The 1,825-nt window shown below is 58.2% G+C and carries 1 protein-coding gene; it reads right to left on the minus strand.

Going from position 1 to position 1,825, the window contains the following annotated elements; translation table 11 throughout:
* Nucleotides 1–197 precede the first annotated feature (197 nt).
* A complete protein-coding gene (locus K6T12_RS21365; RefSeq protein WP_222224998.1) occupies nucleotides 198–1,730 on the minus strand; it encodes an IS1182 family transposase in 1,533 nt (510 codons plus the stop codon).
* Nucleotides 1,731–1,825: the final 95 nt, after the last annotated feature.

A 1,825-nucleotide genomic window follows, 5' to 3' on the forward strand; every position in this document is an offset into this window, starting at 1 on the left:
CTAACGAGGCTGTCGGATTAGACATTTCGGCACCAATATTCCCATCCGACTTCGCCTCCTTCCGCTCATTTTTTCCTGATTGATCACTGACAGTCATTTTCCTTCAACGATTCAAACAGGCCTATTTGTCATTACTTCCCGGCTTTGGCCTTTGCTATACCTCAAAACCAGTCCCGATGCTTCCCCTAATGCCGCACTTAACCCTGCGTGGCGATCTTTTCAATGTTGTGTACCAGGCAATACATCAACCACTGGGCGTTGACCTTGTCTTCGCCTCTCAAGGTGAAGCGCTTCAGCCCCTTGTTGGTGTTGATATTGCCGAACACCGGTTCCACCGTACCCAAACGCTCGCTGTACAGGTGTCGCCCCATCGGGCTATCGATCTTCTCCTTCATCTTGTCGATGTAGCTGGCTTTTGCCTGCTTGTCGTTGGGGTAGAAGCTGACCTGGCGCCCTTCCTGCTGATTCGGGTTGCGCAGACAGCGGGCTTTCAGTGGACAGACGCGACACTGTTTACGGTAGCCCTGGAAGCGGTTCACCTCCCGGCCCGCCACCGGGCCCTTCAGGCTCAGCCACATCGGCTTGCCTGCCGGGCAGCGACAGCTCTGGCTCACCGGATCGTAGTCGAAGTCGGCCGGCGTGAAGCGTTTGAACTGGCTGCCGCGTTCCTTGCGCCGCTTGGCCTGCTGCTGGTTATAGGTGGTCGAGTCGATGAAGCGAGGATCGCGCTTGCGGAACTGGTTGTCGGCGATGTAGCCATCAATCCCCAGCCGGTAGATCAGTTTCATGTTGGCTTCGCTGTGGAAGCCGCTGTCAGCGGTGATCCTGGCTTTGCGCAGGATAAAGGGATCGCTCTCGGGTAGGGCGCGGAACTGGCGCCGGATGCCGAACAGCATCGGGCTCAGGGTGTGCTGTTCCTGGCCGGCACCGTAGGCCTGGGCATGGACGATGACCTGGTGTTTGCTGTCCACGGCGGCGATACCGTTGTAGCCCTGGATCACGCCCTTGGCCGTTTTCATCTTGGCACTGTCCGGGTCTGTGATATTGCTTTTAATCGGTTTGCCTCGGCGACCGAGCCGTTCAGGTTCGGTCGCCAAGTGCTTTTTTATCTTGGCACTGACCCGCTCCAGTTTCTCGATCTGCTGGACCTGTTTCTGCTGCACTTCGGGTTCGAGCTGCTGGTCCTGAGCTTGGTGTGTCGCCAGCATCCGTTCCACCGCGCCGTCGATCTTGTGCTGCTTGCGGGTCAGCTCGGCCCGGGTGCCGCTCCATTCCTTGGAGGCGTTGGAGGGGAGTTTGCAGCCGTCGATGGCGAACATCTCCCGGCCGATCAGTCCCATGCCGTCGCAGACCATCAGTACCTGGGTGAACAGCGGCGCGATCACATCCTCCATACGGCTGACGAAGTCGGCGATGGTACTGTGATGCGGCTGGCTGTCGGCCGATAGCGCCATGAAAAGTACATTCTCCCGGCAGGCCTGGGCGATCTTGCGGCTGGAGGTGATCCCCCGCGAATAGGCGAACAGGACGATTTTCAGCAGGATGGCCGGGTCGTATGCCGGCGCGCCGTTGTAGTCATTGCAATAACGGGATTCAAACGGCGTCAGGTCGAGGTCGTTATCGACCACATGGCTGAGGGTATATTCGAAGGTGCCAGGCTGGATCTGATCCGCAAACCGCAGCGGAATCATCTTGGTCTGGTTGTAGTCGTAGTGCTTGTACCGTGCCATCCCTTGCACCCTCTGCGGTAAAGTTCTATCCGGCGATTGTAGCGGTATCCGAGCCCGCAGACCAAGGGCTTCGGGACTTATCCGACAGCCTCAAC

The sequence above is a fragment of the Marinobacterium arenosum genome, from assembly GCF_019795155.1.
GTDB lineage: Bacteria > Pseudomonadota > Gammaproteobacteria > Pseudomonadales > Balneatricaceae > Marinobacterium_C > Marinobacterium_C arenosum.

What these genes read in the sequence shown, in the direction of transcription:
- K6T12_RS21365 (WP_222224998.1), bottom strand. Translation starts at nt 1,730, where the DNA reads ATGGCACGGTACAAGCACTACGACTACAACCAGACCAAGATGATTCCG.